Raw genomic sequence first — 24,599 nt, forward strand, 5'->3', positions numbered from 1 at the left:
CGAGCGATGCCTTGGCTCCTCGCGAACACCGATCCAACGCCCGGCGGGCTCACCGCCTTCGTGCTAGACCTCACTGCCGCGCTCGGCGAAGCGGGCGTCGCCATCCTGGTGTTCCTCGAGACGGTCTTCCCGCCGATCCCGAGCGAGATCATCCTGTCGCTCGCCGGCTACCTCGCGAACACCGGTGAGATGAACCTCTGGCTCGCGGTGATCGCGGCCACGATGGGCAGCGTCGCGGGAGCGCTCGCGCTGTACTGGATCGGCCGCCTGTACGGCGAGGAACGAGCGATCCGCACGCTCGCAATGCTGCCGCTCGTCTACCGCGACGACTTCGAGAAGGCCGCGGCGTGGTTCCACCGCCATGGCCGCAGCGCGGTGTTCTTCGGCCGGTTCATCCCGATCGTTCGAAGCCTCATCTCGCTGCCGGCCGGCGCCGCGCGGATGCCGCTACCCCAGTTCGCGCTGTACACCGCGGCCGGTTCAGGCCTCTGGAACCTCGCGCTCATCGGCTTCGGATGGCTGCTCGGCACACAGCATCACCTCGTCGAGGAGTACATGCAGTACATCGACTACGTGGTCTACGCGGTGATCGCCGGGCTCGTCGTCGCGCTGGTGATCCGGTGGGCCCTGCGCCGCCGTCGCGACCGCGTCTCGGGCCCCTCGGCAGACCGATAACCTGGTACGCGTGACTCACATCGACAATCCCTTCGGCCAGGTGCTGGTCGCCCTCGTCACTCCGATGACGGCAGACGGCGAAGTGGATTGGAACGACGTCGAGAAGCTCATGAACGATGTCATCGAGCAGGGCGCCGATGGCATTGTCGTCACCGGCACCACCGGCGAGACGTCGACCCTGACGGATGCCGAGAAGCTGCGCCTCGTCGAGGTGGGCAAGTCCGTCGCCGGCGGCCGCGCGAAGATCATCACGGGCGGCGGTTCGAACGAGACAGCGCACGCGATCGAGCTCTACCGTGCGAGCGAGAAGGCCGGCGCCGACGGCGTGATGATCGTGACGCCGTACTACAACAAGCCGACACAGGCCGGCATCCTCACGCACTTCCGGCTCATCGCCGATTCGACCGACCTGCCGGTCATCCTCTACGACATCCCGGGCCGCACGGGCGTCCCCATCAAGTACGAGACGATCCTCCGCATCGCCAAGCACCCGAACGTGCTCGCGATCAAAGACGCCAAGGGCGACTTCAGCGAGGTGAGCCGCGTGCTGAACCAGACCGACCTCATGTACTTCTCCGGCGATGACGCGAATGTTCTGCCGCACCTGGCGATCGGCGCGACGGGGCTCATCGGTGTCACCGCGAACATCGCTGCCCGCCCGTATCGACACATCGTGGATGCCGTTAACGCCGGCGATCTGCGCACCGCGACCGCCGCGCACAAGGCCCTCGAGCCGCTCGTCCGTGCGACCATGACGCATGTGCCGGGCACCGTGGCGGCGAAGTACATCCTCCATGGCCTCGGCCGCATCAGCACGCCGCGTGTGCGACTGCCGCTCGTGGGGCCGGAGGAGTGGGAGGCCACGCTCATCGAAGACGACCTCACGCTCGTCGGCGAACTCGCGGGCGTCGACTTCGACAACTTCAGGCCCGACAGCAACGCTGCTGCGGGCGGTGCCCTTCCCAAGGTCGCCGGAACCACACGCTGAGACTTCGACCGGGGGCTCACGGCCCCGAAACACAGAGAACGCAGGGGGCCGCAGTGCCAGCCACAGAACTTCAGCCGCCCGCCCTTCAACCAGGCACGCTCCGGGTCATCCCGCTCGGCGGACTGGGCGAGGTCGGCCGCAACATGACCGTCTACGAGCTCAACGGCAAGCTCCTCATTGTCGACGTCGGCGTACTCTTCCCCGAAGAGCACCAACCCGGCGTCGACCTCATCCTCCCCGACATCGCGCCCATCCGGGAGCGGCTGGATGACATCGTCGGCATTGTGCTGACACACGGCCACGAAGACCACATCGGTGCCGTTCCGTACCTGCTGCGGCTCAAGAACGACATCCCGCTGCTCGGCTCGACCCTCACGCTGGCGCTCGTCGAGGCAAAGCTCAAAGAGCACCGCATCAAGCCGTACACGCTCACCGTCCGCGAGGGCCAACGCGAGCATCTCGGGCCCTTCGGCCTCGAATTCGTCGCGGTGAATCATTCCATCCCGGATGCGCTCGCAGTGGCCATCCGCACGGAGGCCGGCATGGTGCTGCACACCGGCGACTTCAAGATGGACCAGTTGCCCCTCGACGATCGGCTCACCGACCTGCGTGCATTCGCCCGCTTGGGCGAAGAGGGCGTCGACCTCTTCCTTCCGGATTCGACCAACGCCGATATCCCGGGCTTCACCCCGCTGGAGAAAGACATCGGCCCCGTGCTCGAAGCGGTCATCGCCAAGGCGCCGCGCCGGGTGATCGTCGCGAGCTTCGCGTCGCACGTGCATCGTGTGCAGCAGGTGCTCGACGCCGCTGCTGCCAACGGTCGACGCGTCGCGCTCATCGGTCGGTCCATGGTGCGCAACATGGGGATCGCAGCTGACCTCGGCTTCCTGAAGGTGCCAGAGGGCGTGCTGATCGACTTCAAGAAGGCGGGCGATGTGCCCGACGATCGCATCGTCTACATGAGCACCGGTTCCCAGGGCGAGCCCATGGCGGTGCTCTCGCGCATGGCCAACGGCGACCATCAGATCGAGGTCGGCGAGGGCGACACCGTCATCCTCGCCTCGAGTCTCATCCCGGGCAACGAGAACGCCGTGTACCGGGTGATCGACAACCTCACTCGCCTCGGCGTGAAGGTCGTGCACAAGGCGAACGCGAAGGTCCACGTCTCGGGCCATGCAGCGGCTGGCGAGTTGCTCTACTGCTACAACATCCTGAAGCCTCGAAACGTGCTCCCGGTGCACGGCGAGTTCCGGCACCTCACGGCCAACGCCCAGTTGGCGATCGAGACCGGCATCCCGGCGGAGAACACGTTCATCGCCGAGAACGGCAGCGTGCTCGACCTGCGTGATGGCGTCGTGCGCATGGTGGGGCAACTGGATCTCGGCTACGTGTATGTCGACGGTTCGAGCGTCGGCACGATCACGGATGCCGACCTCAAGGATCGGCGCATCCTCGCCGAAGAGGGCTTCATCTCCATCTTCGTGGCGATCGACCCGCAGAATGGCAGGGCGATCGTCGGACCCGAGCTCCACTCGCGCGGCTTCGCGGAGGACGACTCCGTGTTCGACTCAGTGAGACCGAAGATCGTGAAGGCCCTGAGCGAGGCGGCCGAGAACGGCGTACGCGACCAGCATTCGTATCAGCAGGTCGTGCGGCGCACAGTCGGCCGTTGGGTCAACACGCAGCACCGTCGGCGTCCAATGATCGTGCCGGTGGTCATCGAGGCCTGATTGGGCTGCAGGGGCGGCCGACTCGTGGAGGCGGCGCGTGATCCGGCGTGCTGCACCGGTCTCGAATCGCGCACACGCCCACCCCCTTCACACCCGCTGACGGCCGCCGCGACTACCGTGAAACCATGGCTTCGAACACCAAGGCGAATTCGCGTGCGCGCGCGACTTCCGCGCGCGGCAGCAACACGCGCCAGGTGACCAAGGCCACCAAACGGCTGCCGGCGGCAGCGCCCGTGGCGGAGCGGCGACCAGGGCTCCTGTCCCGCGCCTGGATGGGCCTGGCTCATCTGACTGGCGGTGCGTTCCGCGTCTTCGGCAACGAGAGCTTGGAGAAGGAAGCGCGGCGAGACGGCGTGCCGTTCCTTCTCATCGTGTTGGCCGTCGCCGGGGCGGTCATCGAGTGGTTCAACCCCACCGACCCCGTGGCCATCGCGCTCGACGCCTGGACCTTCGGCGGGCTGCTCGGTCGACTCGCTTTCGCGCTGCCCGTCATCATGGTCCTCTTCGCCGCGTGGTTGTTCCGCCATCCGGCGAGTGTGCACGATAACACGCGCATCGCGATCGGACTGAGCCTGCTGCTCATCACGATCAGCGCGCTCTGCCATGTGTATGGCGGTCAGCCCGTGCCAAGCGATGGCGTGGTCGATCTCGCCAGAGGCGGAGGTGTCGTGGGCTGGGTCGTCGCGGCGCCTCTCATCTCGCTCGGCACCGAGTGGCTCGCCGTGCCCCTCATCGTCATCGTCATGGTGCTCTCGCTCTTCATCATCACGAAGACGCCGCCGAATCGGGTCGGTGCTCGATTGCGCGAGCTCTACAGCTACCTCTTCGGCGCCGATCTCCCCTCGCAGGAGCAGGCATCCGGCGGCGTGACTTCCGACGACAGCGGCGAAGACGACGAGCAACTGCCCTGGTGGCGCCGGAACAAGACCCGTCGCGAAGAGGATCCGGCATTCGACAGCCCCGTGGTGTCGGGCGATACCGAGATCATCGCCTCGACCGGGCGCGCTCGTGCGGCCGGCGCTGCTGCGCCCGCCGACGAACCCTTCGACCTCGACCTGTTCGACGAGCTCACGCGCGCCGAAGAGGCGGTGCAGCGCTTCACCGGAGAGGTCGAACCGGCTGCAACCGGCATCCGCGATGACGGGGCGGCGGCCGAGCAGGCTCCGGCCGGTGAGCGTCCGGGCGCGCGGGCGATGCTCGATGACGAGCCGGCGGATGCCGCACCCTTGACCGAAGACTCCGGCACCGACCCGTTCGTCGACCCGGTGACCGCGCCTGCCGAAGCGCCGGCGACGCCCTCGACTCCGTACCGGCTTCCTCCCGCCTCGGCGCTGGCGGCCGGCACACCGCCGAAGGCGCGCAGTGCCGCCAATGACACCGTCATCGCGGCGCTCACTGAGGTGCTGACGCAGTTCAACGTCGACGCGAAGGTGACCGGGTTCAGCCGGGGGCCCTCGATCACCCGGTACGAACTCGAGCTCGGCCCCGGCGTCAAGGTCGAGCGGGTGACGGCCCTCTCGAAGAACATCGCCTACGCGGTGGCGAGCAACGAGGTCAACATCCTCTCGCCGATCCCGGGCAAGAGCGCGATCGGCGTCGAGATCCCGAACACCGACCGTGAGATCGTCTCGCTCGGCGACGTCCTGCGGTCGAATGCCGCAGCGAAGAGCACGCATCCGATGACGATCGGCCTCGGCAAAGACGTCGAGGGAGGCTTCGTGGTCGCCAACCTCGCCAAGATGCCGCACCTGCTCGTCGCCGGATCGACGGGCTCGGGCAAGTCGAGCTTCGTCAACTCGATGATCACCTCGCTGCTCATGCGGGCGAAGCCGTCTGAGGTTCGCATGGTGCTGGTCGACCCGAAGCGGGTCGAGCTCTCGATCTACGCGGGTGTTCCCCACCTCATCACGCCGATCATCACGAACCCCAAGAAGGCGGCCGAGGCGCTGCAATGGGTCGTGAAAGAGATGGACATGCGCTACGACGATCTGGCGAGCTTCGGCTTCCGCCATATCGACGACTTCAACCGCGCTGTCGTCAACAACGAGATCGTGCTGCCCCCGGGCAGCGAACGCGTGCTGCGGCCTTACCCGTACCTGCTCGTGGTCGTCGACGAGCTGGCCGATCTCATGATGGTCGCGCCGCGCGACGTCGAGGACTCGATCGTGCGGATCACCCAGCTCGCCCGCGCCTCCGGCATCCATCTGGTGCTCGCGACACAACGTCCCTCTGTCGACGTCGTCACCGGTCTCATCAAGGCGAATGTGCCGTCCCGGCTCGCCTTCGCGGTGTCGAGCATGACCGACTCCCGCGTGATCCTCGACCAGCCGGGCGCCGACAAGCTCATCGGCCAGGGCGACGGGCTGTTCCTCCCCATGGGCGCGTCGAAGCCTATCCGCGTGCAGGGCGCCTGGGTGCAAGAGCGCGAGATCGCCGCAGTGGTGCAGCACGTCACCTCGCAGGCTCGCCCCGAATACCGGGCCGATGTGGCGGTGGCCGCTGAAAAGAAGCAGATCGACGCAGACATCGGTGACGACCTGGAGCTGCTCCTCGCCGCTGCTGAACTCGTCGTCAGCACTCAGTTCGGATCGACCTCGATGCTGCAGCGCAAGCTGCGCGTCGGCTTCGCGAAGGCGGGCCGCCTCATGGATCTGCTCGAGAGCCGCGAGATCGTCGGCCCCTCCGAAGGCTCGAAGGCGCGCGACGTGCTCGTCACGGTCGAGCAGCTGCCGTCGGTGCTCGCTCGTCTGCGAGGCGAAGAGCCGCCCGCGGCCGCGAGCACCGCCGGCGCAGCGAACGGCTCCTCCAGTTCCGCCGCACCCGACGACGACCCGTACGGCGGCGACCCTGTCGACGAGATGACCCGCGGGTACCCCGAAGACGAGTCCGAGGGTGACGAGGATGCCTGGCAGCTGACCGGGCGCGATTGACATGACGAACCGAGGCGACGCCGGGGCGCAGGCGCTTCCGCCCAGCAATTGGAACGCACCCAACATCATCACGGTGGTGCGCATCTGCTTCATTCCGGCGATGCTGTGGCTGCTGATCGCGGATGCCGGAAGAGACGACACCGCCCGCTGGGTCGCTGCGGCACTCTTCATCGTCGCGATCGCCACCGACGGCATCGACGGCGCGATCGCGCGCCGATACAACCTCATCACCGACCTGGGCAAGCTCCTCGATCCGATCGCAGACAAGGGGCTGACAGGTGCGGCTCTGGTCGGGCTGGCGATGCTCGGGGAACTGCCGTGGTGGGTCGTCGCGATCGTTCTCGTCCGGGAGCTCGGCATCACCCTGTGGCGGCTCGTCGAATTGCGGCGAGGGCTCGTGATCCCGGCGTCGCGCGGCGGAAAGATCAAGACGGTGAGTCAGGGCATCGCCATCTCGCTGGCCATGCTCCCGCTGTGGATCGTGCTGGGGGAGTGGGTGCACTGGCTCAACGGCGTCACCATGACCGTAGCGGTGGTGCTCACCCTCGCGTCGGGCCTCGACTATCTCGTGCGGGGCTGGAACGAGAACCGTGGCGCTGCCGGCGACGGAGCAGGCGGTCTTGAAAGGAACGATGAGTGAACGGATGCCGGCATGAGTGACGCACCTTCCTGGACACCCGGCACCGCGGCACCCTCGTCGCCCTCCATCGACCCCTCGGTCGCCGAACTCGCTTCGCCCGACACTGCTGCGCTCATGGCCGAGCTCAGCGCTCGCGGGCTCACCCTCGGCGTGGCCGAGTCGCTCACCGGCGGGCTGCTGACCGCGGAGCTGGTCCGTCCGCCGGGTGCTTCAGCGGTCGTCAACGGCGGCATCGTCGCGTACCAGACCGAGCTCAAGCGTGACCTGCTCGGAGTCGACGGCGAGCTGCTCGAGCGCGAAGGCCCCGTCCATGCCGAAGTGGCCCGGCAGATGGCGGATCGCGTGCGCAGGGCGGTCGCGATCGACGGTCGGCCCGCCGATCTCGGGATCGCCACCACCGGCGTGGCCGGGCCCGACCCCCAGGGCGATGCAGAGGTCGGCACGGTATTCATCGGCGTCGCGGTCGGTGACACCGTTGAGGCGATCCGGCTCGAGCTCGACGGCGGACGCGACCGCATCCGAGCCCGCACCGTGAGTGAGGCGATCGCGGCGCTCGCGACTCGGTTGTGACGCTTCCTCCCGGATCGGGTCAGGGAATATGCGGCCCAGTGATCACGTTGTTCTCTCAAGCACGTCCCAGTGAGAGTGATTAGAGTTTGAGCAAACGGGTTGTAGTCTGGCAGACCCGCCGCAGACTGGCAGTGATGAGCGAACACGAAGGAGGAGGAGTCCGATGATCTTGGTGCGTCATGAGATCGGCGACGTTCTTCGCGACTTCCGCCTGCAGAAGGGCCGCACGCTGCGACAGGTGGCGAGCAAGGCCAGCGTGGCGCTCGGGTACTTGAGCGAGGTGGAGCGCGGCCAGAAGGAAGCGAGCTCCGAGATCCTCGCGTCGGTTGCCGAAGCCCTCGACACACCGATCTCGGTCATCATGCGCGAGGTGGGCGACCGGCTCGCCGTCGTCGAAGGCCTCGCGCGTGTTCCTGACAGCATTCCCGACGACATCGTCGCCGAGTTCGACGACTCGCTCGCCGTCCGCTGACGTCGGTCGCTGGCAACGGGCGAGTGCGTCGTTCTGAGTTCTGGGTCGCCGTCGATGACGAGTTCGGCCCCCACGGCCGAGTTCTGACACGCGACTTGACTCTGCTTGCGCTCGGCGGCGTCACCGCCGAGCAGGCGCTCGACCGGGGATTCGCCCCGCGTGAGGTGTGGCTCGCACTCGCGCGCGAGAACGACGTGCCGCCCGGGCGATGGCACGGCGTCGGTCAGCGCGAGCCCAAGCGGGCGCGCTGACTTCTCGCGCCCGCCGCGAAAATGGGCGATGCAGCTCGCAGCTGGGTCGGCGCTGACGCGCTGGCGTGGTCCTTGGCGTGTGAAGCGAAGCGGTCGGATGCCGGAGTTCCCGCTCGCGACACGCCGCGCGCCACTCGAACAACTGTTCGAAACTGAGTAGTCTCCTCAACAGGCGTACCTCGAACGTGACTGAGGGTCCGGCTGGATCGCCCCCGACGAATGTCGGTGGTCCCTTCTAGATTCGCAATCGACATCGACGACCGCCGTAAACAGCCTTGTCGGGAGGCTGTGGGCCTTGTATCACCGGCCGACAGTGGATCGACAGCCTATAGGCAGCAGCCACCATCTCAGAGGAGACAGCAATGCCATCAGCATCCGACCGCGAAAAGGCGCTCGAAGCGGCACTCGCCCAGATCGACCGGCAATTCGGCAAGGGCAGCGTCATGCGGCTCGGCAGCGAAGAGCGGGCTCCGGTCGCAGTCATCCCCACAGGCTCGATCGCGCTCGATGTCGCGCTCGGCATCGGTGGACTGCCGCGAGGCCGGATCATCGAGATCTACGGGCCCGAGTCATCGGGTAAGACGACGCTCACGCTCCACGCGATCGCCAACGCTCAACGCAACGGCGGTATCGCAGCCTTCATCGACGCCGAGCATGCCCTCGACCCCGAGTATGCGAAGAAGCTCGGCGTTGACATCGACTCATTGCTCGTCTCACAGCCCGACACCGGAGAGCAGGCGCTCGAGATCGCCGACATGCTGGTGCGTTCGGGATCGATCGACCTCATCGTCATCGACTCGGTCGCGGCCCTCGTGCCCCGGGCCGAGATCGAGGGCGAGATGGGCGACGCGCACGTCGGGCTCCAGGCACGCCTCATGTCGCAGGCGCTGCGCAAGCTGACGGGTGGCCTCAACTCCACTGGTACGACGATGATCTTCATCAACCAGCTGCGTGAGAAGGTCGGTGTCTTCTTCGGCAGCCCTGAGACGACATCCGGCGGTAAGGCCCTGAAGTTCTACGCTTCGGTGCGCCTCGACATCCGCCGCATCGAGACGCTGAAAGACGGCAGCGAAGCGGTCGGCAACCGCACTCGCGTCAAGGTGGTCAAGAACAAGATGGCGCCGCCCTTCAAGCAAGCCGAGTTCGACATCCTCTACGGCGTCGGCATCTCTCGTGAGGGCAGCCTGCTCGACTTCGGCGTGGAGCACGGCATCGTGCGAAAGTCGGGCGCCTGGTACACCTATGAGGGCGACCAGCTCGGACAGGGCAAAGAGAACTCGCGCAACTTCCTGTTGCAGAACCCCGACATCGCCGCCGAGATCGAGCGCAAGATCCTCGTCAAGCTCGGTGTCGGCGCCGAAGCGAAGGCGGCGGCCGCCGCTGAAGGCGGCAAGGTCGACTCCATCGAGACGAAGATCGCGGCGCGCAAGGGCGCTTGAGCCTGTGTCGCCGACCACCGAGCGTGACGGCCTTGCCCCGGTCATCGATCTGGCCGCGGCAAGGCCGGCTCGGCACCGCATCGTGCACGAGGAGCGCACCCCCGCGCCACTCGTTTCTCTGCACCCTGGAGCCGACGCGTCAATGCAGCGTCACCCCGCTTCGGCCCAGCGTCGGCGTCTCGAGCAAGCGACCGCCGAACTCGCTGCCATGCTCGACTCGCCGGTCGAACTCGATGGAGTACGGCCAGAGTCGTTGACCTCTGGATCAGCGCCGGTATCCGAAGCTGAGCATCGTGCGCGCATCGAGAACATCAGCATGGCCGCGCTCACTCGCCGAGACGTCTCGAGAGCCGAGCTCATCGGGCGCCTCATCGAGCGTGAGGTCGATCCAGAAGACGCCGAAGCCGAGGCCGACCGCCTCGAGCGTGTTGGTCTCATCGACGATGCGGCGTTCGCCGAGCGCCTTGTCGAGCGACTTCGCCGGAGAAAGGGCATAGCCGGTGCGGCCCTTCGCGCCGAACTCCGATCTCGCAAGCTCGCAGACGAGGCGATCGAGCATGCGCTTGACGCAGTCGATCGCGACGACGATCGCGCGTTTGCGATCGAACTGGCGCAGAAGCGAGCACGGTCCCTCGGGCGGCTGGAACGCGACGTTGCCGAACGTCGGCTGGCTGCGTTCCTCATGCGCAAAGGGTACAGCGGAAGCATCGTGCGTGAAGCGGTGTCTGCCGTGCTCGGTCGCGGCCGTGACGCTTCGCGCTCTCATGGTGGAGTGCGGTTCCGCAGCGAGGAGTGAACGCGCTGGTGAGGAGCCCTCGGGAACACATCTGGCCCGCTCGTCGCTCGGGATTTCCAGCTGCATGTGCGATACCTGGCCAGTCGTAGACTTGCCTGATCATGAGCAAGACCGCCCTGCGCCCTGGCAAAGCAGCCCGTCCCCGCACGTATGAGGTCCGCACCTACGGGTGCCAGATGAACGTGCACGACTCCGAGCGGCTCAGCGGATCGCTCGAAGCGGCAGGATATGTCCGGGCCGATGGCCACCAGGCCGATGTGGTCGTGATCAATACCTGTGCCGTGCGAGAGAACGCCGACAACAAGCTCTACGGCAACCTCGGCCACCTTGCCGGCGTGAAGCGCGAGCACGAGGGCATGCAGATCGCCGTCGGCGGCTGCCTGGCCCAGAAGGACAAGAACGTCATCCTCGAGAAGGCTCCGTGGGTCGACGTGGTCTTCGGCACGCATAACATGGGCTCGCTGCCCGCTCTGCTCGAGCGAGCCCGCCACAACGACGAGGCCCAGATCGAGATCCTCGAATCCCTCGAGGTGTTCCCGTCGACGCTCCCGACCCGCCGCGACTCGGCCTACAGCGCCTGGGTCTCGATCTCTGTCGGCTGCAACAACACCTGCACCTTCTGCATCGTTCCGTCACTGCGCGGCAAAGAGAAGGACCGCCGTCCCGGCGACGTGCTCGCTGAGATCCAGGCGGTCGTCGACGACGGCGCCATCGAGGTCACCTTGCTCGGGCAGAACGTGAACTCCTACGGCGTCGAGTTCGGCGACCGTCAGGCGTTCAGCAAACTCCTGCGGGCGACCGGATCGATCGAAGGGCTTGAACGCGTCCGTTTCACCAGTCCGCACCCGGCCGCCTTCACCGACGACGTGATCGACGCGATGGCCGAGACGCCGAACGTGATGCCGCAGTTGCACATGCCATTGCAGTCGGGGTCCGACCGGGTGCTTCGCGCCATGAGGCGCAGCTATCGCTCCGAACGGTTCCTCGGCATCCTCGACCGTGTCCGAGCGAAGATCCCGTACGCGGCCATCAGCACTGACATCATCGTGGGCTTCCCCGGCGAGACTGAAGAGGACTTCCAAGAGACACTTCGCGTGGTCGAAGCCGCTCGCTTCGCGTCAGCCTTCACCTTCCAGTACTCCATCCGCCCGGGAACTCCTGCCGCGACCATGGACGACCAGGTGCCGAAGGAGGTCGTGCAGGAGCGCTATGAACGCCTGATCGCCCTGCAGGAGCGCATCAGCCTCGCAGAGAACCAGGCGCAGGTGGGGCGTACGGTCCAGGTGCTGGTCGCCACCGGCGAGGGCAAGAAGGATGCCGAGACCCACCGGCTCTCCGGGCGGGCAGAAGACAGCCGGCTCGTCCACTTCAACGTGCCGGCCGGGAGCGAGCAGCCCCGCCCCGGCGATGTGGTGACGCTCGACATCACGCAGGCAGCGCCGTTCCACCTCATCGCCGACAGCGATCAGCCCCTTCGTGTGCGCCGCACACGGGCCGGCGACGCTTGGGATCGCGCGCAGGCGGAATCCTGCGGGACTCCGTCGCCCTCGGCGTCGGGCACCCCAGGTTCGGTCTCGCTCGGAATGCCGTCATTGCGCGTCGCCACGCTTCCCATCTACGACCTCGCCGACGAGCAGCGCTGACGATGCTGGCCATCGTCGGCGCCACCGGCACCGGCAAGTCCGCCCTCTCTCTCGATCTGGCGGAGCGACTCGCGGAAGAAGGCCGGCCCGCTGAGATCGTGAACGCCGATGCCATGCAGCTGTACCGGGGCATGGACATCGGCACTGCCAAAGTTCCGCCTGCCGAACGCCGCGGCATCCCGCATCACCTCTTCGACGTGCTCGACCCCGCCGACGAGGCGAGCGTGGCCTGGTTCCAGCAAGAGGCACGCGCCGCGGTCGAACAGATCGCAGACCGCGGTGCCGTGCCGATCCTGGTCGGCGGCAGCGGGCTCTACGTCTCGGCAGTGTTGTTCGACCTCCGGTTCCCCGGCACGGATCCCGCGGTTCGGGCGCGTCTCGAACGCGAGCTCGAAGACCGAGGGCCGGGCGAACTGCATCGGCGACTCAGGGAGCTCGATCCGGCATCCGCCCGCACGATCGATGCCCAGAACGGCCGCCGGATCGTCCGCGCGCTGGAGGTGATCGAGCTCACAGGCGCTCCCTTCGATGCGGGGCTCCCAGAACAGCCCACCTACTGGCGACCGGCGCAGATCATCGGGCTCGACCTGCCGCGCGCGCAACTCGTGGAACGTCTTGACCGCCGAGCAGCCGAGATGTGGAGTGATGGGATCGTCGAAGAGGTGCGCTCGCTGCTCGCCGACGGTGTGCGGTTCGGCCAGACGGCGGGGCGAGCGATCGGCTATGCGCAGGCCATCGCGCAACTGCGTGGAGAGCTTGACCAGGAATCCGCTATCGAGCAGACCGCAGCGCTGACCCGTAGGTATGCCCGTCGCCAGGTCAGTTGGTTCCGTCGCTACCACGATGCGCGATGGCTCTCAGCAGATCAGCCCGGACTCGTAGACGAAGCGCTCGCCCGCGCCGCCTAGCATTGACCCGATGGGCACGCTGCATTTCACCAAGGGCCACGGCACGGGCAACGACTTCATCCTGTTCGCCGACCCAGGCGGAGAGCAGAGCCTGAGTGCCGAGCAACTTGCCATGCTCGCCGATCGGCATTTCGGAATCGGCGCTGACGGCATCATCCGCGCTGTGCGCTCTCGCAACCTCCTGGATGGCGCAGCATCGCTGGAAGAGGACCCTGACGCCGAGTGGTTCATGGACTACTACAACGCCGACGGAAGCGTCGCAGAGATGTGCGGCAACGGCATCCGCGTCTTCACCCGGTATCTGCTCGATGAAGGGCTCGTGACTCTGGAGCCCGGCGAGACCCTTCCGATCGGCACTCGTGCGGGGGTGCGCGATGTGCAGGCGAACCGCACCGGCTTCCAGGTCGACCTCGGTCATTGGCGTCTGACCGGCGCCGAGCCACTGGTGCGCGCCCGCAACCTGCCGGTGGCCCGCCCGGGACTCGGGCTCGAGGTGGGCACGCCTCATGTGGTCGTGGCCCTCGCCGGCGACGACGAACTCGACTCGCTCGACCTCGGCACGGCGCCACAACTCGACCCTGTGCCGGTCTCGGGCGCGAACATCGAGTTCGTCGTGCCGGCAGATCCGCTGATCAAAGACGGCATCGGCCGCATCCGCATGCGGGTGCACGAGCGCGGAGTGGGAGAGACCTTGAGTTGCGGCACCGGCGCCGCCGCGGCCGCACTGGCGACACGACACTGGGCCGGCGCGGGCGCCCCTGACCATTGGCGGGTGTCAGTGCCCGGCGGCACGGTCGCGGTGCGGGCGTTCCGCGCGGAAGAGGGCGAGCGAGTCGCGCTGAGCGGACCTGCCGAACTCGTGTTCAAGGGCGAGTTCGCGATCCCCGACTGATGCGGATTGCGCTTCGGCGAAGCGCTCGGGCTATAGTGGCGCGGTGATCATCTGACGCGCGGACGACCCGGAGCAGCGCAGCCCTGCTCGGCCACCGTTCTTCGGCGGCCGCTCCTCGATCGGCTCAGCGCCGTCGTCCGCGAAGCACCCGGAATCCCTTGTTCGTCGAGGCACGCACGAATGTGAACTCGTCGGGGAACCTGCCCTGAAGCCAGCGCTGGAGCGAATCCGCTCCAAGGTTCTTCGCGACCACGAGCCAGGCCTCGGTGTCGTGGTCGAGCCGCGGCAGCCAGCGTTCCAGCATGGCGTGCAATTCGTTCTTGCCGACGCGGATCGGAGGATTCGACCACACCGTCATGAAGCGGATGTCGTCGGGCACCTGATCCGGCGTGGCCGCCGTGATGTTCGTCAGCCCTAGGGACTCGGCGTTGCGGCGCAGGAGGTCGAGGGCCCGCTCGTTCACGTCGACCGCCCAGACCGTCGCATGCGGCGACTCGGTCGCGAGCGTGAGCGCGATCGGACCCCAACCGCAGCCGAGATCGAGGAGGTTGCCTCCGGGCGGGGGAGCAGGAGTGTTCGCGAGCAGCACCTGCGTTCCGACGTCGATGCGTTCGGGACTGAACACCCCAGACGCCGTGGTCACCTCGACCTCCCGCCCGGCGATGCGAACGCGCAATTGGCGCAATTTCGCATCGCTAGCGGGCATTTCTGAGAAGTAATGCTCCGTGACCATTCGAAAAACCTACCGAAAACGAAAGGACTAGGGTTAAGCCGATGACTGAAGCTGAACACGGCATGCCTGTCGATGACGACCGAGCGGCCGACCAGCAGATGGATGCCGGGGCCGCCGTCTCCACCGATGACGCCGTGAGCCGCGTGCTCGCGGCAGACACCACTCGCGCGGCGGGGTACACCAGGTTCTCGGGCGCGCTCGCTCCGGCGCTTGATGAGCCCGACACTTCCGCGTCCGCCGAGACCGCCCCAGGCGACGGCGAGCAGTTCGACCGCGAGGAACGTGCCGCACTCCGCCGCGTCGCGGGTCTCTCGACCGAACTCGAAGATGTCACCGAAGTCGAGTACCGCCAGTTGCGGCTCGAGAACGTCGTGCTCATCGGGGTCTACTCCTCGGGGAGCCTGCAGGATGCCGAGAACTCGCTGCGCGAGCTCGCCGCGCTGGCCGAGACCGCCGGCGCCGTCGTGCTCGACGGCCTGCTGCAGCGGCGTCCGCATCCGGATCCGAGCACGTACTTCGGCAGCGGCAAGGCGCGCGAGCTCGCAGACATCGTGCGGACTCTCGGGGCTGACACGGTGATCGCCGACACGGAGCTCGCACCCAGTCAGCGCCGCGCGCTTGAAGACGTCGTGAAGGTGAAGGTGATCGACCGCACGGCAGTGATCCTCGATATCTTCAGCCAGCACGCCAAGAGCCGGGAGGGCAAGGCGCAGGTCGAGCTCGCCCAGCTCGAGTACCTGCTTCCGCGTCTGCGTGGTTGGGGCGAGTCGATGAGCCGCCAGGCCGGTGGCCAGGTCGGCGCTGCGGGTGCCGGCATGGGCAGCCGCGGCCCGGGTGAGACGAAGATCGAGCTCGACCGGCGACGCATCCACCAGCGCATGGCGAAGCTGCGCAAGCAGATCAAGGCCTTCGCGCCGTCTCGTGAGACGAAGCGGGCGAACAGGCACCGTCACCACGTGCCGAGCGTCGCGATCGCGGGCTACACGAACGCCGGCAAGTCGAGCCTGCTCAACCGCATCACCCACGCGGGTGTGCTGGTCGAGAACGCGCTCTTCGCAACGCTCGATCCAACGGTTCGTCGAACGCAGACGCCGGATGGGCGGGCCTACACGCTTGCCGACACGGTCGGGTTCGTGCGGAACCTGCCGCACCAGCTGGTCGAGGCGTTCCGCTCGACGCTCGAAGAGGTGAAGGACGCCGACGTGATCGTGCACGTCGTCGACGCCTCGCACCCCGACCCTGCCGGTCAGCTCGCCTCGGTGCGCGACGTCATCGGTGAGGTGGATGCTCGCGACATCCCCGAGATCGTGGCATTCAACAAGGCCGACCTTGTGAGCGACGATGACCGACTGGTGCTGCGAGGGCTGGAACCGACCGGGATCTTCGTCTCCGCACGCACGGGTGAGGGCGTCGAAGAGCTGCAGCAGCGGATCGCAGACCTCTTGCCTGCGCCCGAGGTCGAGGTCGAGCTGCTGGTGCCGTACGACCGCGGCGACGTCATCTCTCGCCTGCACGTGCAGGGGCGTGTGCTGAAGACCGACTATCTATCGTCGGGCACGCGCGTCAAGGCACTCGTGCACCCTTCCGGCCTCGACGCGGTGCAGGAGTTCGCGGTCAAGATGTGAACCGCGGCGTCCGCGGGCGGTGTCTGAGCGCCCGCGGACGGTTCGGCGGGTGAGTGCCTGCGGGGTAGCGACCGTCACACGGTGCGGAGCACGGCGACGACCTTGCCCAGCACTTCGGCGTAGTCGCCGAGAATCGGTTCGAAGTTGCTGTTGCGAGGAAGCAGCCACGTGTGGCCGTCGCGCTGGCGGAAGACCTTCACGGTCGCCTCGTCGTCGAGCATGGCCGCCACGATGTCGCCGTTCTCGGCGGTCGGCTGCTGACGCACCACGACCCAGTCGCCGTCGCAGATGGCGGCATCGATCATCGAGTCGCCGACGACCTTGAGAATGAAGAGGTCGCCCTTGCCCACCAGCTGGCGAGGAAGAGGGAAGACCTCTTCGATCTGCTGCTCAGCAGTGATCGGGATGCCGGCGGCGATGCGCCCGACCATGGGGACCATCGCAGCGTCGCCCACGACAGCGGTCTCGCCCGCGGCATCCTCGCCCGGCAGGTCGATGAGCACTTCGAGGGCGCGGGGGCGGTTGGGGTCGCGGCGCAGATAACCGCTCAGTTCCAGTTGGTTCAGCTGGTGCGTGACGCTCGAGAGCGAGGCGAGGCCGACTGCGTCACCGATCTCGCGCATGCTCGGCGGGTAGCCCCGAGTGGTCACGGAGCGCTGGATCGCCTCGAGGATGGCGCGCTGCTTGTCGCTGAGACTCTTCCTCCGGCGAGTGCCCCGGCCCGGCTCCGTCATGTCGCCCATCGTCCCCTCCTGGTGCGCGACGGCGCCCGCCGTCTCGAATGTCAGTGGTCGTCTGTTGACTACTCCTGACTCTCGAAACTGTATCCGCCCACAGGGGCGGAAACAAACATTTCTTCGAACGTGTCTCGCGGGCTTCCGCGTGATCTCGCGGAACAAGGAGTGGTTGACAGTCTCAAGATTCGAAAGTATGTTCGGAACACAGGTTCGCATCCGATGCCCGCCGGCCCGCGGCGTCGGGTGCGAACCCGACCGGAACGGCCGATCGGGTTCCCGCGGCACCGTACGGAAGAGGAGAAGAGATGTCTGCATCGCACCGCACCATCGCACCGCGCACCACCGCACCCCGTCTGCGGCTGACTCGTCGCGGGCGCGCGGTCTTCACCACATTGGCAGCGATTCCAGCGGTCGCAGGCGCCCTCGTCATCGGCCTGCAGGGCGGAGCGGCGACTGCAGGCGACACCGCGAGCGGTGTGACGTTCTCGACCGTCACGGTCGAGGCGGGCGAGTCGCTCTGGAGCATCGCTGAACGCATCGCTCCCAGCTCAGACCCCCGCGACGTCATCTACGAGATCGCGCGGCTCAACCAGCTCGAGAGCACCGACGTGCAGCCGGGTCAGCAGTTGGCGATGCCCCTGGCCTACGCCCGCTGATCCGCCCTCGCTGCTCGAAGCTGCGGCGGCACCCGCTGGCTACACTGACCCGGTGACCACCCTCGACGATCTGCCCATCCGCGACGACCTGCGCGGCAAGAAGCCGTACGGCGCACCCCAGAAGCCGGTGCGCGTCGCGCTCAACGTCAACGAGAACACCCATCCGGTACCCGAGACGGTTGCTCAGGACATTGTCGACCGGGTCGCGCAGGCTGTGCGCACCGTCAACCGGTATCCCGACCGCGAGTTCACTGTCCTCCGCGAGAAGCTCGCCGCATACCTGGGTCATGGCATCACGCGCGAGCAGATCTGGGCGGCGAACGGCTCGAACGAGGTGCTGCAGCAGTTCATGCAAGCGTTCGGTGGTCCCGGTCGTACCGTGCTCGGCTTCCCGCCGACCTACTCGATGCACTCGATCATCGCGGAGGGCACCGGTACCCACTGGGTCACTGCCCCGCGCGACGCCGACTTCGAGCTGAGCCCCGAAACGGTGGAGCGCGGTATCCGCGCCACGAAGCCCGACATCGTCTTTATCTGCTCGCCCAATAACCCCACCGGCACACCGGTATCGCTCGAGACCATCGAAGCCGCCTACAGCGCGTTCGACGGGATGCTGCTGGTCGACGAGGCGTACGCCGAGTTCGCGCCCACCGGTTCGCCCACCGCGTTGGCGTTGCTGGAAGGGCGTCCGCGCCTCGCCGTCTCGCGCACCCTGAGCAAGGCCTTCGCATTCGCCGGCGCTCGAGTCGGGTACCTCGCCGCCGACCCCGCAGTGACCGACGCGCTGCGACTGGTGCGACTCCCGTACCATCTCTCCGCCCTCACCCAAGCGGCAGCGGGCGCTGCGCTCGACCACGCCGACCTGATGCTCGCAATGGTCGACGACATCAAGGCCCAGCGCGACCGCATCGTCGCCGAACTTCCCAAACTCGGCTATCGGCCTTACCGCAGCTGGTCGAACTTCGTGCTCTTCGGCGGAGTCGCCGACCCGCACGATGTGTTCTTGCGGCTGCTCGCCGACGACATCCTGATTCGCGATCTCGGGATTCCCGGTCACCTGCGCGTGAGCGCTGGCACGGAGGCCGAGACCACGGCCTTCCTCGAGGCGCTCGCTAGGATCGAGGCATGACCCCCCAGCCCCGTGTCGCTTCCATTTCGCGCGAGACCAGCGAGTCGAGCGTCGAGCTCGAACTCGACCTCGATGGCACGGGAGCGTCCTCGATCGACACCGGTGTGCCGTTCTACGACCACATGCTCACCGCGCTGTCGAAGCACTCGCTCATCGACCTCACGATCCGCGCCAAGGGCGACACTCACATCGACGTGCACCACACCGTCGAAGACACCGCCATCGTGCTGGGACAGGCGCTGAAGCAGGCCCTCGGCGACAAGGCGGGCATCTCCCGCTACGGCGACGCGCTCGTGCCCCTCGACGAGGCGCTCGCTCAGGCGGTGGTCGACGTCTCCGGCCGCCCGTACCTCGTGCACAGCGGTGAGCCCGACGGTTTTGAGCTGCACCTCATCGGAGGTCACTTCACCGGTTCCATGGTGCGTCACGTGTTCGAGGCGATCACGTTCAACGCGGGCCTCACCGTGCACGTGCGACTCATCGAGGGCCGCGACCCGCACCACATCGCCGAAGCCGAGTTCAAGGCCTTCGCTCGGGCGCTGCGCACCGCCATCACCCGTGACGAGAAGGTCACCGGCATCCCCTCGACCAAGGGCGCTCTCTGATCATGACCGGTCCTTCCGTCGTCGTGCTCGACTACGGGTCAGGCAACATCCACTCGGCCGCCAAAGCGGTTGAAGCCGCCGGCGCGCGCGTCGAAGTGACCGCCGCACGCGATCGGGTGATCGCGGCCGACGGTCTGGTCGTGCCTGGGGTCGGCGCGTTCTCGGCGGTGATGGAGCAGCTCGACGCCGTGCGCGCCCACGAACTTATCGGCCGTCGATTGAGCGGTGGCCGGGGAGTGCTCGGCATCTGCGTCGGCATGCAGGTGCTGTTCGAACACGGTGTGGAGCGCGGAATCGACACCGCAGGCATGGGGGAGTGGCCCGGATCCGTGACGCGCCTGCGGGCCGATGTGCTGCCCCACATGGGGTGGAACACGGTCGAGGCAGCACCAGACTCGCGACTCTTCGACGGCATCCGTGATGAGCGCTTCTACTTCGTGCACTCCTATGCGGCGCACGAGTGGACGCTGCAGGCCGACCCGCAGTTCCCACAACCTCGCCTCACCTGGGCTAGGCACGGCGAGCGGTTCCTCGCGGCGGTCGAGAACGGGCCGCTCATGGCGACGCAGTTCCACCCCGAGAAGTCGGGTCAGCCGGGCATCCGTCTGCTGCGCAACTGGCTCGCGACCCTCTGATCCAGCACCGCATGGGATTCGCGAGTAGCATCATTCGTCGGCCGTCACGCCACCGCGCACTCGCGCGGACGGGCGATCGATCGCCCCGACACGAGGAAGACATGAGCGAGTTCAGCACTTCTCCCGTATTGACCCTGCTGCCGGCCATCGACGTCGTCGACGGCAAGGCGGTGCGTCTGCTGCAGGGCGAGGCGGGCAGTGAGACCGACTACGGCGACCCCGTGTCCGCAGCCGAGTCATGGGCCGAGCAGGGCGCGGAGTGGATCCACCTCGTCGACCTCGATGCAGCGTTCGGTCGTGGGCACAACCGCGGAGTGATCAAGCGCATCATCAAGAACCTGCCGCGCGAGGTGCACGTGGAGCTCTCGGGCGGCATCCGTGACGATGAGGGCGTCGAGGCGGCGCTCGCCACTGGTGCACGCCGGTTGAACCTCGGCACCGCCGCACTCGAGAACCCCGAATGGGCGGCGCACGTCATCGCCGAGTACGGCGAGGCGATCGCGATCGGTCTCGATGTGCGCGGCACGACGCTCGCCACGCGGGGCTGGACGCAGGAGGGCGGCGATCTCTGGGCGGTCATGGCCCGTCTCGAAGAGGCCGGCTGCAGCCGCTACGTCGTGACCGACGTCACCAAGGACGGTACACTGCGTGGCCCGAACCTCGACCTGCTGCGCGAGGTGCTCGAGCGCACCGACAAGCCCGTCATCGCGTCGGGCGGGGTGTCGAACCTCGACGACATCGCTGCACTTCGCGACCTCGTACCCCTCGGGCTCGAGGGCGCCATCATCGGCAAGGCGCTCTACGCCGGCGCATTCACCCTCGCGGAGGCGCTCGACGTCGCCGGCGTCTGAGCCCAGCGACCGGCGAACGAGCAGCGTCAAGCGGTAGGCGAGGAGCAGACATGGGGCACGCGGATTCAGCTGGCGTTCCCTGGGAGGGGCGCGAATTTCAGGCGAACCCGCACGCTAACGACGACGGTCGCGCCCCCCGGGAGCTCGACGCGGCGCTGCGCGGGTTCCGAGAAGGCACTGCGGGGGCGGATGCCGTCGTCGACGCCGTGCGCTCCGTGCGCCTGCTCGTACCCCTCGTGGCCGAGCTCGGCGAGGCGGGCGAGAACGAGCACGGCCAGCTCATCGACAAGAGCCAGGAGCTCTCGATCGTGACCGTGGCCGGCCCCGATGGGCGGAACGTCATGCCGGTGTTCAGCAGCGTCGACGCGATGCAGCGCTGGAACGCCGCGGCCAGGCCGATCCCGGTCGATGGCCAGCGCGTCGCGCTCGCTGCCGCGTCAGAGCAGACCGACCTGGTGATCATCGACCCGGGTTCCGAGCACGAGTTCGTCGTGCGCAGACCGGCGCTCTGGGCGATCGCGCAGGGCGCGGGCTGGCGTCCCGCCTACGACGACCCTGACGTGATCGCCTGCTTCTCGGCATCCGTCGCCGATGAACCTGCCGTGCAGCGCGTCGAGATCTCGTCGGGTGACCCCGACCACCGACTGCAGGGCCCCGAGGTCCTTGTGCGCCTCACTCTCGCGCCGGGTCTCGACCAGCAGGCGCTCTCTGCGGTGCTGTCGCGATTGCAGCAGCGCTGGGCTACCGAGACGGTCATCGCAGAGCGGGTCGACTCGATGACGGTCAAGCTCGCCGCAGGACCGTCGCCCGCCTGAGACCCGTTCGGTCGAGGCGAGAGCGGCTCATGCGACCTGACGCTCCACTGCACGGGCCGCCGCCCCGCGCTCGGCTGGTGCGCCGGCGCTCATCAGTGGTGCGCCGGAGCGAGTAAACTCTTGGGGGTTTCTGCGTCGGTTCTGCGGCGCGCCAAGGAAGGAACATCGTGTCTCTCGGTCTTGCATCCCGTCGCTTCGCACCGCGAATGGCGGCAGTCGCCGCGGTCGCCGCTGTCGGCCTCGCCCTCACCGGATGCGCTGCCGGCAGCACCGATTCGCAGCAGGGCGAAGAAACCGAGTCCACGGCGATCCGCATGGCGACGCAGCCCTGGATCGGCTACGGCCCGTGGGCGATCGCCGACGAGCAGGGGTACTTCGACGACCGCGGCCTCGACGTGACGCTCACGAGCTTCGACGGCGACGCCGAGGTGAACGCGGCGCTCGCCTCCGGTCAGGCCGACGTGGCCAATGTCGCGAGCCACACCGCCCTGCAGTTCGTCGAGAACGGTGTGGACGTCTCGATCATCCTGCTCATGGATGCCGCGACCACCGCCGACGCCATCATCGCGAGCGGCGACATCACCACCATCGCCGATCTGAAGGGTCAGAAGGTCGCGTACGAAGAGGGCGCGACAAGCGACCTGCTCCTGAACTACGCGCTCGCCGAGAACGGCATGAGCATCGACGACATCGAGCGGGTGCCAATGGGCGCGAGCGAAGCCGGTGCCGCGCTGATCGGCAACCGTGTGCCGGTCGCGGTCACCTACGAGCCGTACATCACCGAGGCCCTCGCTCAGTCCGACTCTGTGCACGTGCTGTACACGGCCGCCGAGCGCGAGGGTCTCATCAGCGACGTGCTCGTCGTGCGCAACGATGTGCTCGAGCAGAAGCCGGAGGCGCTTCGCAGCTTGCTCGCCGCGTGGGACGACGCCATCGGCTTCTACAACGACAACACCGACGAGGGCCGCGCCATCATCGCGACCGCGGTCGGTGCAGCACCTGAGGAGCTGACCACGGCGTTCGACGGCGTCGAGTTCTTCACCCTCGACGACAACGCCGAACTGCTCGACGGCGCGTACCTCGACGAGGCGCTCCCGGCGATCATCGAGGCCGGCAAGGTCGCGAAGATCCTCGACGGCAGCGCGAAGCCCTCCGACGTCGTCGACTCAAGCCTGCTGAAGTAGCGAAGCGCGCGGTGGCCTCCGAGACGCCCGTCGTCGCCTCCCCGGCGGCCGCTTCACCCCGTCGGCGCCGGCGCCGCGTGGGGGAGCGGCTGAGTGCGCGTCGGTACGCCGCGACCGCGGTCGCGACCTTCGTGGTGCTCATCGCCGTGTGGTGGGCGGCCACCGCGTTCGGACTCGTCGACCCGCTGTTCCTGCCCGGGCCGGATGCCGTGGTCGCGAAGCTCATCGCGCAAGCCCAGAACGGGCAGCTCTGGAGCGATATCGCGGTCAGTGTCTACCGCATCTTCGTGGGCTTCCTGCTCGCGACGGTGATGGCCCTTCCGCTCGGCGTGCTCATGGGGGCCAACGCCCATGCCGAAGCCGCCTTGGAACCGCTCATCGACTTCGTGCGGTACATGCCGGTCGTCGCCTTCGTGCCGCTCACGATCCTCTGGGTGGGCACCGACGACGCCCAGAAGTTCCTCATCATCTGGATCGGCACCTTCTTCCAGCAAGTCCTGCTCATCGCGGATGCCGTTCGTCAGGTGCCGGTGTCGTTCGTGCAGCTCGGTGAGACCCTCGGCATGGGACGTGCCGGCATCCTCATGCGGATCGTCTTCCCGTCGGCGCTGCCCCGCATCTGGGATGCCATGCGCATCTGTCTCGGCTGGGCGTGGACCTGGCTCGTGGTCGCAGAGCTCGTCGCGGCCACGAGTGGCATGGGATACCGCATCATGACCGCGCAGCGCTTCTTCGCGACCGACACCATCATCGGCTACGTGCTCGTGCTCGGCCTCCTCGGTCTCGTCTTCGACCAGGTCATGCGCGCGGCTGGGCGACGCATGTTCCGTCACCAGAGGGCTGCCTCATGACCGACTCCATCGATCGCAGCGCAGCACCCGCCGGCGCCGCACCTGCCAGCGGCGGTGCCGTCTCAGCTAGAACGCCGAAGATCGCCATCGACGACGTCACCCGCCGGTTCGGTGAGGTCACAGCGCTGCAGCAGGTGAACCTCTCGGTGGCCGAGAACGAGTTCGTCTCCTTGGTCGGCACCTCCGGATGCGGCAAGAGCACGCTGCTGTCGATCATCGCCGGTCTCGACGCGCCTGATGAGGGCACGGTAACGGTTTCCGGACGAGGCGTGACGGGGCCGGGCCGAGATCGCGGCGTCGTGTTCCAGCGCGCCACGCTGCTGCCCTGGCTCACCGCGCAGGGCAACGTCGAGTTCGCGCTGCGCGGCGAGCGGCTGAGTCAGGCCGAGCGCCGCGATGCCGCGCGTGAGGTGCTCGCGCAGGTGGGGCTCGAGGGGTTCGAGGGCGCCTACCCGAGTGAGCTCTCGGGCGGTATGCAGCAGCGGGTCGCGCTCGCTCGCTCACTGTCGTACCGCCCCGACATCCTGCTCATGGATGAGCCGTTCGGCGCACTCGATGCGCTGACGCGAGCCGATATGCAGCGGCTGCTCATCGCCGTGTGGGAGCGGCATCGCATCACGGTGGTCTTCGTCACCCATGACATCGAAGAGGCCGTGCTCATCTCAGACCGCGTGGTGGTGATGAGCCCGCGGCCCGGGCGCATTCGAGCCGAGGTGCCGATCGCGCTCGACCGGCCGCGCGGCGAGCACTCGCGAGAGGCGCCGGAGTTCCGCGCGCACGCCCACGACATCCTCGCGATGATCCACGAGCGCGCGGCTCAGTAGGGCCGACCGAAGCGGCAACG

The 24,599-nt window shown here is 67.5% G+C and carries 25 protein-coding genes; 23 read left to right on the forward strand and 2 right to left on the reverse strand.

Going from position 1 to position 24,599, the window contains the following annotated elements; all coding sequences use genetic code 11:
- Window positions 1–6: 6 nt before the first annotated feature.
- From ABV606_RS10280 to dapF, 13 genes are all read left to right on the forward strand, one after another.
- Window positions 7–675 (forward strand): DedA family protein, encoded by a 669-nt coding sequence (locus ABV606_RS10280; protein WP_281489512.1) that lies wholly within the window; start codon window positions 7–9, stop codon window positions 673–675.
- A 10-nt stretch (window positions 676–685) separates the two neighbouring features.
- Entirely contained in the window at window positions 686–1,663 is a 978-nt protein-coding gene (dapA, locus tag ABV606_RS10285) for a 4-hydroxy-tetrahydrodipicolinate synthase (protein ID WP_281489513.1), read from the forward strand.
- Between the two features lie 53 nt (window positions 1,664–1,716).
- Window positions 1,717–3,393 (forward strand): ribonuclease J, encoded by a 1,677-nt coding sequence (locus ABV606_RS10290; protein ID WP_353987646.1) that lies wholly within the window; start codon window positions 1,717–1,719, stop codon window positions 3,391–3,393.
- A gap of 125 nt (window positions 3,394–3,518) precedes the next feature.
- The gene (locus ABV606_RS10295) at window positions 3,519–6,323 is read left to right on the forward strand and encodes an FtsK/SpoIIIE family DNA translocase (protein WP_353987647.1); all 2,805 of its coding nucleotides are present in this window, start codon (window positions 3,519–3,521) and stop codon (window positions 6,321–6,323) included.
- Between the two features lies 1 nt (window position 6,324).
- Window positions 6,325–6,963 (forward strand): CDP-diacylglycerol--glycerol-3-phosphate 3-phosphatidyltransferase, encoded by a 639-nt coding sequence (gene pgsA / locus ABV606_RS10300; RefSeq protein WP_281489516.1) that lies wholly within the window; start codon window positions 6,325–6,327, stop codon window positions 6,961–6,963.
- Window positions 6,964–6,975: 12 nt separating this feature from the next.
- Complete coding sequence (locus ABV606_RS10305) at window positions 6,976–7,533, forward strand: CinA family protein (protein WP_422785394.1); 558 nt, start codon at window positions 6,976–6,978, stop codon at window positions 7,531–7,533.
- Window positions 7,534–7,696: 163 nt separating this feature from the next.
- The gene (locus tag ABV606_RS10310) at window positions 7,697–8,005 is read left to right on the forward strand and encodes a helix-turn-helix domain-containing protein (RefSeq protein ID WP_281489517.1); all 309 of its coding nucleotides are present in this window, start codon (window positions 7,697–7,699) and stop codon (window positions 8,003–8,005) included.
- Window positions 8,006–8,028: 23 nt separating this feature from the next.
- The gene (locus tag ABV606_RS10315) at window positions 8,029–8,256 is read left to right on the forward strand and encodes a DUF3046 domain-containing protein (protein WP_353987649.1); all 228 of its coding nucleotides are present in this window, start codon (window positions 8,029–8,031) and stop codon (window positions 8,254–8,256) included.
- A 362-nt stretch (window positions 8,257–8,618) separates the two neighbouring features.
- Window positions 8,619–9,695, forward strand: coding sequence for a recombinase RecA (gene recA / locus ABV606_RS10320; protein ID WP_281489519.1), 1,077 nt, complete (start codon window positions 8,619–8,621; stop codon window positions 9,693–9,695).
- 316 nt (window positions 9,696–10,011) lie between these two features.
- Window positions 10,012–10,491, forward strand: a complete 480-nt coding sequence (locus ABV606_RS10325; protein WP_353988817.1) for a regulatory protein RecX — start codon at window positions 10,012–10,014, stop codon at window positions 10,489–10,491.
- A 101-nt stretch (window positions 10,492–10,592) separates the two neighbouring features.
- Complete coding sequence (gene miaB, locus ABV606_RS10330; RefSeq protein WP_353987650.1) at window positions 10,593–12,134, forward strand: tRNA (N6-isopentenyl adenosine(37)-C2)-methylthiotransferase MiaB; 1,542 nt, start codon at window positions 10,593–10,595, stop codon at window positions 12,132–12,134.
- Between the two features lie 2 nt (window positions 12,135–12,136).
- Window positions 12,137–13,042 carry a tRNA (adenosine(37)-N6)-dimethylallyltransferase MiaA gene (gene miaA, locus ABV606_RS10335; protein ID WP_353987651.1) on the forward strand — a complete coding sequence of 302 codons (906 nt, stop codon included), beginning with the start codon at window positions 12,137–12,139 and terminating at the stop codon, window positions 13,040–13,042.
- 10 nt (window positions 13,043–13,052) lie between these two features.
- Window positions 13,053–13,934: a diaminopimelate epimerase gene (dapF, locus tag ABV606_RS10340; RefSeq protein WP_353987652.1), complete on the forward strand. Its 882-nt coding sequence runs from the start codon at window positions 13,053–13,055 to the stop codon at window positions 13,932–13,934.
- A gap of 124 nt (window positions 13,935–14,058) precedes the next feature.
- Here dapF and ABV606_RS10345 read toward each other — a convergent pair whose 3' ends face one another.
- On the reverse strand, window positions 14,059–14,667 hold the full coding sequence (locus ABV606_RS10345) for a class I SAM-dependent methyltransferase (RefSeq protein ID WP_353987653.1): 609 nt from the start codon (window positions 14,665–14,667) through the stop codon (window positions 14,059–14,061).
- A 41-nt stretch (window positions 14,668–14,708) separates the two neighbouring features.
- Between ABV606_RS10345 and hflX the strand changes: the two genes are divergently transcribed.
- A complete protein-coding gene (gene hflX, locus ABV606_RS10350) occupies window positions 14,709–16,292 on the forward strand; it encodes a GTPase HflX (RefSeq protein ID WP_435415008.1) in 1,584 nt (527 codons plus the stop codon).
- A gap of 74 nt (window positions 16,293–16,366) precedes the next feature.
- Here hflX and lexA read toward each other — a convergent pair whose 3' ends face one another.
- Entirely contained in the window at window positions 16,367–17,035 is a 669-nt protein-coding gene (gene lexA / locus ABV606_RS10355; RefSeq protein WP_281489525.1) for a transcriptional repressor LexA, read from the reverse strand.
- Window positions 17,036–17,334: 299 nt separating this feature from the next.
- Here lexA and ABV606_RS10360 point away from each other — a divergent pair, with 299 nt between their 5' ends.
- The 9 genes from ABV606_RS10360 to ABV606_RS10400 all read left to right on the forward strand — a co-directional run bounded on the left by ABV606_RS10360 (window position 17,335) and on the right by ABV606_RS10400 (window position 24,579).
- Window positions 17,335–17,685, forward strand: coding sequence for a LysM peptidoglycan-binding domain-containing protein (locus tag ABV606_RS10360; protein ID WP_353987655.1), 351 nt, complete (start codon window positions 17,335–17,337; stop codon window positions 17,683–17,685).
- Between the two features lie 52 nt (window positions 17,686–17,737).
- Window positions 17,738–18,814 (forward strand): histidinol-phosphate transaminase, encoded by a 1,077-nt coding sequence (locus tag ABV606_RS10365; RefSeq protein WP_353987657.1) that lies wholly within the window; start codon window positions 17,738–17,740, stop codon window positions 18,812–18,814.
- On the forward strand, window positions 18,811–19,419 hold the full coding sequence (hisB, locus tag ABV606_RS10370; protein WP_353987658.1) for an imidazoleglycerol-phosphate dehydratase HisB: 609 nt from the start codon (window positions 18,811–18,813) through the stop codon (window positions 19,417–19,419). The genes ABV606_RS10365 and hisB overlap by 4 nt, the downstream gene beginning before the upstream one ends.
- A 2-nt stretch (window positions 19,420–19,421) precedes the next feature.
- Complete coding sequence (gene hisH, locus ABV606_RS10375) at window positions 19,422–20,054, forward strand: imidazole glycerol phosphate synthase subunit HisH (RefSeq protein ID WP_353987660.1); 633 nt, start codon at window positions 19,422–19,424, stop codon at window positions 20,052–20,054.
- A 101-nt stretch (window positions 20,055–20,155) separates the two neighbouring features.
- On the forward strand, window positions 20,156–20,905 hold the full coding sequence (priA, locus tag ABV606_RS10380) for a bifunctional 1-(5-phosphoribosyl)-5-((5-phosphoribosylamino)methylideneamino)imidazole-4-carboxamide isomerase/phosphoribosylanthranilate isomerase PriA (RefSeq protein WP_353987661.1): 750 nt from the start codon (window positions 20,156–20,158) through the stop codon (window positions 20,903–20,905).
- A gap of 50 nt (window positions 20,906–20,955) precedes the next feature.
- Complete coding sequence (locus tag ABV606_RS10385) at window positions 20,956–21,720, forward strand: SseB family protein (RefSeq protein WP_353987662.1); 765 nt, start codon at window positions 20,956–20,958, stop codon at window positions 21,718–21,720.
- A gap of 167 nt (window positions 21,721–21,887) precedes the next feature.
- The gene (locus ABV606_RS10390; protein ID WP_281489532.1) at window positions 21,888–22,904 is read left to right on the forward strand and encodes an ABC transporter substrate-binding protein; all 1,017 of its coding nucleotides are present in this window, start codon (window positions 21,888–21,890) and stop codon (window positions 22,902–22,904) included.
- Between the two features lie 11 nt (window positions 22,905–22,915).
- Window positions 22,916–23,755 carry an ABC transporter permease gene (locus ABV606_RS10395; protein WP_353987663.1) on the forward strand — a complete coding sequence of 280 codons (840 nt, stop codon included), beginning with the start codon at window positions 22,916–22,918 and terminating at the stop codon, window positions 23,753–23,755.
- Window positions 23,752–24,579, forward strand: coding sequence for an ABC transporter ATP-binding protein (locus tag ABV606_RS10400; RefSeq protein WP_353987664.1), 828 nt, complete (start codon window positions 23,752–23,754; stop codon window positions 24,577–24,579). Before ABV606_RS10395 ends, ABV606_RS10400 begins: the two co-directional genes overlap by 4 nt.
- Window positions 24,580–24,599: the final 20 nt, after the last annotated feature.

This window comes from Ruicaihuangia caeni, assembly GCF_040536845.1.
GTDB lineage: Bacteria > Actinomycetota > Actinomycetes > Actinomycetales > Microbacteriaceae > Ruicaihuangia > Ruicaihuangia caeni.